The sequence below is a fragment of the Lacihabitans sp. LS3-19 genome (genome assembly GCF_024343575.1).
In the GTDB taxonomy this organism is placed as follows: Bacteria; Bacteroidota; Bacteroidia; order Cytophagales; family Spirosomataceae; genus Leadbetterella.
Genome location: NZ_RJUA01000083.1, coordinates 1 through 2,142, shown reverse-complemented (window position 1 = coordinate 2,142; position 2,142 = coordinate 1). Strand labels below are relative to the sequence as shown.

Below are 2,142 nucleotides of genomic sequence, written 5' to 3'. Positions count from 1 at the left end.
GAATAGTTCCACCTGATGGATTTTGAATGCTTGCGATGGTCAATGGATTGAAACCTGCACAATTTGTAGAGGTATTTTCTTCAATAGAACCAGGTGCCAAAACTGGATAGACTTTTATGTTAAGCGTCTGACTTTGTGGTGATTGGCATTCTGAAGTTTGGCATTTTGCGGAAATACTGAAATTATTATTTGCAGTAATTTCAATACTCGCACCTTTCATTCCATTGTTCCAAATTATATCACCCGAGCAGTTTGAGGCATTTAAAGTAATGATTTCTCCAAAACAATAATTTAGTTGTGAAGTAGCAATATTTGGAGCTTCAATTCCAGAAACCACCGTAATATTCACACTTTCAGATACCGCATCACATGAGTTTTTACAAGTGACTGTGTAAGTGGTATTTTCAATGGGAGCGACATTTATTTGGGCAGAAGTTTCTCCAGTAGACCATAGGATTTGGCTTTTACAACCTGAACTTGAAATACTTACTGAAGCACCTGCACAAATTGTTGAATCTGTAAAAGGAACTGAAATACTCAATTGCGGATGAAAAACAGCCGAAACTACATTGGAAGTGGCGATATTGCAAGAACTATTGCTACAATCCACTCTTGCTCTAAAATAGAAAGTGCTATCATTTCCAGGATTATCGAAACTAAAAGCTAATGCGTCTGAAACAGAAATATTTTTCCAAGCTGTAGAACTTTGAGAAGAACTGACTTTATTGATTTGCCATTGAATATTACAAGTTCCTTCACCGCCGATTACGGTTTTTGTGAGATTTAGAGTATTTCCAAAACAAACCGAATCTGTATCTGCAACAATGCTTATACTTGGATCTGGGTTGATGCTGAAAGTCGTGATATTTGAATACACAGTGTTGCAAGAATCAAAAGCCATCCTTCTGTAACAAGTCGAAACCAATAGGGCTGGAGGGTTGAAAGTTGCAATATTTTCTCCCGAAATATTTACCCAAGTAGGGTTTGCCGCTGAACAATCTTCCGCTTTTTGCCATTGAATGGTTCCTCCAGAAGGATTTTGAACGCTTGCGATGGTCAATGGATTGAAACCCGCACAATTTGTAGAAGTATTTGAAACAATAGAACCGGGCGTCAAAACTGGATAAACTTTGATATTAAGCGTTTGACTTTGTGGAGATTGGCATTTTTGATCGAAACAAGAAGCCGAAATGCTAAAGCTTTCATTTGCAGTAATTTCAATACTAGCACCTTGTATTCCATTGCTCCAAATTACTTTACCAACACAGTTAGTTGCGGTTATTTTTATAGTTTCCCCAAAACAATAATTCAATTGTGAAGTAGAAATATTTGGAGCCTCAATTCCGGGAACCACCGTAATATTCACACTTTTAGAAATAGCATCACAAGAGTTTTTGCAATTGACAGTGTAAGTGGTATTTTCGGTTGGAACAACATTTATTTGAGCAGAAGTTTGACCACTAGACCAAAGAATATCACCTTTACAGCCTGAACTTGAAATACTTACATTCGCACCTGCACAAATTGTTGAATCTGTAAAAGGCACCGAAATACTTAAATCAGGATGAAAAACAATTGAAAGCACATTGGAAGTAGCGATATTGCAAGAACTATTAATGCAATCCACTCTTGCTCTAAAATAGAAAGTGCTATCGTTTCCTGGATTATCAAAACTAAAGGCTAAAGCGTCTGAAACAGAAGTATTTTTCCAAGCTGTAGAACTTTGAGAAGAACTAACTTTATTGATTTGCCATTGAATATTACAAATTCCCTCACCTCCAATTACTGTTTTTGTGATATTAAGCGTTTTTCCAAAACAAACCGAATCTGAGTCAGCCACGATGTTTATACTTGGATCTGGATTGATGTTGAAAGTCGTAATATTTGAATATACAGTATTGCAAGAATCAAAAGCCATCCTTCTGTAACAAGTCGATACCAAAAGAGAAGGAGGGTTGAAAGTTGCAGTATTTTCTCCCACTATATTTATCCAAGTAGGGTTTGCGGCGGAGCAATCTTCCGCTTTTTGCCATTGAATCGTTCCACCAGACGGATTTTGAATACTTGAAATTGTTGAGGGATTATAACCTGCACAATTTGTTGAAGTATTTTCTACAATTGAACCAGGTGTCAAAACTGGAT

The 2,142-nt window shown here is 36.8% G+C and carries 1 protein-coding gene; it reads right to left on the bottom strand.

Annotated features, from left to right (window positions below; genetic code table 11):
* Nucleotides 1–2,142, bottom strand: a 2,142-nt coding sequence (locus tag EGI22_RS15465; RefSeq protein ID WP_255069337.1) for a hypothetical protein, incomplete at both ends; no start/stop codon positions are given.